Origin of the sequence: Ruminococcus sp. CAG:379 (assembly GCF_000434255.1) — a bacterium.
GTDB classification, from domain to species: Bacteria; Bacillota; Clostridia; order Oscillospirales; family Ruminococcaceae; genus Ruminococcus_F; species Ruminococcus_F champanellensis.
In genome coordinates, this window is record NZ_FR894856.1 from 1 (window position 1) to 4793 (window position 4793).

The following is a 4793-nucleotide window of genomic DNA, read 5'->3' on the forward strand; positions in this document are numbered from 1 at the left end:
TTGTAAATAGAAAGCGGCTGTGCACATCATGAACACAACCGCTTTATGGCTTCTACTCTCACAAAAAATAATCTTATGCCGCTTTTTATTTCTTCACTTCAATGCTAAAGTTACCGTCCTTATCGATTTTCAGACTTAGTGTTTTTACATATCTGTCATAAAAGCTCTTTTTCTCACTGTCGGTTCCTTCGATTCTTGCCTCCAAATACAAGTGCTCCACCAGATCCCGACCGTTGATGTACAAAATATCCGGCAAATACTGTTCCAGGATACCAAGCAGCACGGCTCTTTTAAAGCCATCCACATTTCCGGAGCAGAAATCGTCAATGGAACAGTAGTAAATATCATGCTCCTCCAACGCATTTTTGATTGCACGGCCGCAATTTGCATACTCATACATCACCAGGAACTTCGCATTTGGCAGGGATGTAATCAACCCCCAGAAATCAGAATCACTGGATACAAGGATAAAGGAGTCGATTCCTTCCGCATAGTGATTCTGGCAAACACCTGCGGTCATGACGATATCCACCAGGCTCTTTCTCTCGGTTACACGATCTATGACAATATGCTCGACCGGAATCGTAATAAACTTCGTCAGCCACCGCCAGCCCACAGTTGTATGATGATCGTCATATAAATAAATTTTTTCTATTTTACTGAGCTCATCCTGATTGAGATTTTTCAGCGTGGCATACAGCTTATACACATCAGAATTTTCACAATCCACGGCAATGACCGTTCTCATGCTGCAACGCAGAAAATCATAAATGCTGTTTTTCGTTTCCGCATTTGCATCCTTGTACTTGCTTGGATCATCAAACGTATCATGATGCAAACCATAGATGATTTGTAAAAATTTTCTGTCAGAAAGCAGCATAGAACCGCAGTCATACGGTGTCCAATAAATGTACTGCTGAAAGGGGTAGCAGTTTTTGTTTGCCATGTATTTTTCAAATTCACGCTTCAGCGCAATGGAATTATGATAATGCGGAATTACAAAAAGCTCTCTGATATAGGTCCACTCGCACCAATCCGGGAACAATACAGCCACGGCATCAATGTATTTATTGATCAGATCATTGAGATCCAGCATGTATTTTTCAGACCGATAATTTGCCTTAATAATCGGAATGCCCCATGATTCCAACGTCGCAATGTTCTTATGGTCATACCACTCCAAGGATGTCAGATTTTTTAGATTGTATCGCATTTCATCATCGGTTTTCTTAAACGTACAGAAAAGCGTTGTACGCAATTTACAGAGATAGCGAATGATCGTGGCTGACTGGGATGCATAAAGGGATTGCAATAAATCCTGACTGGACTCCATAAAGCACTGCTCCAGGACGTTTTTTCGGACACCAATCAGATACGCAATGGTTGTCACAAGATCTTTCGTATCAACTGTCGTATTCTGCTTCATGCTTTACACCTCCGGTAAATCAAACTGGTTTTATATAATTGTATAGAACCAGTATATCAGATATCCGTTATGGATTCAATCAGATTTTGTGAATACAGGGTGGTTTCACACAATTTTCAGAGGCGGACACAAAAACCGAAGGCAGTCCCACACAAGCGTTGTGCGAAACTGCCCTCGTTTATAATTGATAATCCTTTTGCCTTATGTACAAGAAAACGCAATACGCTGATCCACCGGCAGCGTAGTCACCGACAGCCACATTTTCTCGTGCTCCAGGTTTTTGAATTGATTCGGGAGAAAATTCCTCTCATAGAGATTGTACGCAATCTTCACCGTCGTACTGGTATTGGTTCTGACGGCGCAGGCGTGAGCCTGGTCGTAGTCACCCTCAAAAAAGGGATTGATGCAGGCAGTGACCTCATTGTCGTAGTATGTGAACCAATTGCTTCCAAGGACAGGAAGCGCATAAAAGGTCAGTCCTTTTGGATAATCCCCCTCATTGGCAACCGTCAGGGTCAGCTCCAGGTACTTTTCCGACAGGAAATGAAAATCCTCCGGCTTCTTGCCCAACTCTTTCAGATAATCCTCTGCATCTATCATGCGGGCGGATTCCAGCGAAACAGAATAGCCGGGCTGTTCCAATGCATTATTCGAGATATTGTCACCAAAGGACACCATTTCGTGCATGCCGTATACCGCAGAGGGCCCCTCATAATGCACAGCAAAGGTACCACCGTTCACCTTATAATACCGCACACACCAAGCCACCAGGCAGACGATCAGAGTTGCTGCGATAATCGGCTTTTTCATTCGGCAGTTCCCTCCGCATCCATGTGCTTTTCATCTGTGATTCTGCCGTGCTCAATGGTGTAGATCGTGTCGCAAACACCCTCCAGGGTGACGTGGTCGTGACAGGTCATGATCACCAGCGCACCTCGCTCCCGTTCTTCGGCAATCAGTTTTTTTGTCAGCGCAACACCGTCTGAATCCAGGGCGTTTGTAGGCTCATCCAGAATCACAAGCTCCGGCGATTCCATGATAGCCGCCGCAATCCCAAGGCGCTGCTTCATACCCAGAGAATACTTGCGGTACTTCTTTTTGTCCTTCGGATCAAGACCCACCCGGGCAATCGCCTTTCTGACCGTTTCGTCCGTAATCTTTCCCTGAATGGACGCCAGCAGCTTCAGATTCTCAAACCCACTCATTCCGCCCAAAAAGGCAGGGCTTTCGATCAAAATTCCCATGCTCGGGGGAAAACTGATGTCCTTTCCAAGCACCTTTTCGTCAAATTGAATCTCTCCTTCGGTGGGAATGATCAAACCCGCTATAAGCCGCATGAGCATGGTTTTTCCGCAGCCATTATATCCGCAGAGTCCATACACAGTACCGCTGTGCAAGGTCAGATTCACCTGGTCTGCAACGAGATTCCCCTTGATTTTCTTCACAACATTTTTTACTGTGATTGTCATATGCCACCTCATTCCTTATTGGGCAAAATATCATATCGTTTGAAATACAATGCGCCAGCTATGATTACTGCTGCAATCAGTCCCAGGCAAATCCACATGCCGGTCATGGCAGGATACGCCTCCTCATAGAACCAATCGCTCCGGGTGGTCATAGCACAGCGGGAAAATGCTGCCGGTGTATCGTCCAGTACTCCAAACATCAGCACGCCGATGCTGATCAGATAGCTGTACATGGGTTTGCAAAACAGGCAGAGCAGCATCTGGAGCATATTCAGCGTACAGAGCACCAGCATAGGTGCCAGCAACAGCCAGACCCGCTGCAGCACAGTCAGATCCGGAGCGCCCTTGAACAAGTAAACAACGCTCCTGTCTGCGGTGATCGTCAGGATATCCGGCGTGTTCGTAAATGTAATATCATAGCCATTGAGTACGCTGAACAGCAGGGCTGTCAACAGGAACAGCACATAGAACCAGACCCCGGATGCAATGCACCAGACGCATTTGGCGCCCCACCATGCCCCTCGTTTCCGGGAGCGTGTCAGCACCTGAATGCCGAACTGGGTCAGATCATTGTGCATATAATCAAAATTGATGAAAACTGCAAAGACAAACAGCGCAATCCAGAAATAGGGCAGCGCAATCACCGTACTGGGATCCGGCGCCTTGGTGATGGGATCGCATCCGTGAAAAAGCTCTGCGATCAGATCCAAAAAGGTCGTGGGGCTTTTAATACCCCCGTATGCTTTAAACATGTTGAGATTGATGTCCGCAGACATACACTCAAACAGGCAAAGGATCGGCACCAATATGTACCGCTTGTTCCGGAGGATCCCCTCCCGGATATCACTTAAAATCAGCTTAAAGGCACTCATATTTTCTACCTCGCAGCACATAAATCAGTGTGGACACAACCACAATGAACCCGATGCTTGAAAAGACAGTGACCGGCAGGTTGGCAGCCAGGGGGGCGGCACACAGCTGCTCCGTCCAGACCAGTGCGATTGCCTTTCCGTTGATCGCAATTCGATACTTCTGCATTGCAAAGACAGCCAGAAGCTGCTGTGCCGTAAACACAAGAAAGGGCACCACACTGGAAACGATGTGATTTTTGATCAGCATGCCTGCTGCCGTACCCATGCTTGCCATGGCGCCGCCCCAGAGAAATGCCATACCGCACCACATCAGTACAAACAGATACGGGCTTTGATAAAAAGCCACAGAGCCAAATGTAAAGGGGCCCGCAGGTGATACCAGGTCATCGGGGATGGGCCAGAATGCCGGCGAAAAGGTGCCGAGCAGCATAAAATCCAGAACCAGCGCACCCACAAAGATCATGCCCCCACTGATGAACGAAACCAGGTATTTTGCGGTAAAATACCTCCTTCGCCCGATGCGGGTAACGGTTTGTGCAATGTACCCGGTACTCCGGTCGTAGCTGACGCTCCAGCTATAGGCAAAGGCAGTCAGAAGGGGCAGCACTATATGCAGGTAGGAACCTGCACCAATGGCCGGCTGGGTACCCAGCCATTTATTGAAAACACTGGTATATACGTCAACATCCTGCTGGTACAGCCGGAACCAGGCAAACACGTCTGCAATCACGATCAGTGCAGCAGCGACAGCGGAAAACAGCAGGGTCTTGCTGCGTATCATACGCTTCCATTCAAATACAAATATTCGCTTCATTCCACACCTCATTTCAAGTTCAGATCAACTGTTGTGCCAAGTGTGACGGGATATGCTGTTACAAACTGCACATGCTTCAGTGCCGTATCCTTATCCGATGCAATCTCTGACCAGCGAACCAGGTACGACACCTCAAATTCGGTGGTTTCCCCCGGCTCCAGGTGAAACGCAAAGTAGTTTCCGCTGCATGCATCGTGTTTACTGAAATAAAA

Annotated in this window: 5 protein-coding genes and 1 pseudogene; all 6 read right to left on the reverse strand. The window is 47.4% G+C overall.

From position 1 onward, the window contains the following. Nucleotides 1-85: 85 nt before the first annotated feature. Nucleotides 86-1426 carry an NYN domain-containing protein gene (locus tag QVO51_RS03440; RefSeq protein WP_022357249.1) on the reverse strand — a complete coding sequence of 447 codons (1341 nt, stop codon included), beginning with the start codon at nucleotides 1424-1426 and terminating at the stop codon, nucleotides 86-88. A 201-nt stretch (nucleotides 1427-1627) separates the two neighbouring features. Next, nucleotides 1628-2236 carry a hypothetical protein gene (locus tag QVO51_RS03445; RefSeq protein WP_022357250.1) on the reverse strand — a complete coding sequence of 203 codons (609 nt, stop codon included), beginning with the start codon at nucleotides 2234-2236 and terminating at the stop codon, nucleotides 1628-1630. Further along, nucleotides 2233-2895: an ATP-binding cassette domain-containing protein gene (locus QVO51_RS03450; protein WP_022357251.1), complete on the reverse strand. Its 663-nt coding sequence runs from the start codon at nucleotides 2893-2895 to the stop codon at nucleotides 2233-2235. Before QVO51_RS03450 ends, QVO51_RS03445 begins: the two co-directional genes overlap by 4 nt. 8 nt (nucleotides 2896-2903) lie before the next feature. Next, nucleotides 2904-3767 carry a hypothetical protein gene (locus QVO51_RS03455; protein WP_022357252.1) on the reverse strand — a complete coding sequence of 288 codons (864 nt, stop codon included), beginning with the start codon at nucleotides 3765-3767 and terminating at the stop codon, nucleotides 2904-2906. Next, nucleotides 3754-4581 (reverse strand): hypothetical protein, encoded by an 828-nt coding sequence (locus QVO51_RS03460; RefSeq protein WP_022357253.1) that lies wholly within the window; start codon nucleotides 4579-4581, stop codon nucleotides 3754-3756. Before QVO51_RS03460 ends, QVO51_RS03455 begins: the two co-directional genes overlap by 14 nt. An 8-nt stretch (nucleotides 4582-4589) precedes the next feature. Next, a pseudogene (locus QVO51_RS03465) lies at nucleotides 4590-4793 on the reverse strand (hypothetical protein); the annotation flags it as partial.

Coding starts and splice junctions, on each gene's coding strand:
- QVO51_RS03440 (WP_022357249.1), bottom strand. CDS start 1,426: ATGAAGCAGAATACGACAGTTGATACGAAAGATCTTGTGACAACCATT.
- QVO51_RS03445 (WP_022357250.1), bottom strand. CDS start 2,236: ATGAAAAAGCCGATTATCGCAGCAACTCTGATCGTCTGCCTGGTGGCT.
- QVO51_RS03450 (WP_022357251.1), bottom strand. CDS start 2,895: ATGACAATCACAGTAAAAAATGTTGTGAAGAAAATCAAGGGGAATCTC.
- QVO51_RS03455 (WP_022357252.1), bottom strand. CDS start 3,767: ATGAGTGCCTTTAAGCTGATTTTAAGTGATATCCGGGAGGGGATCCTC.
- QVO51_RS03460 (WP_022357253.1), bottom strand. CDS start 4,581: ATGAAGCGAATATTTGTATTTGAATGGAAGCGTATGATACGCAGCAAG.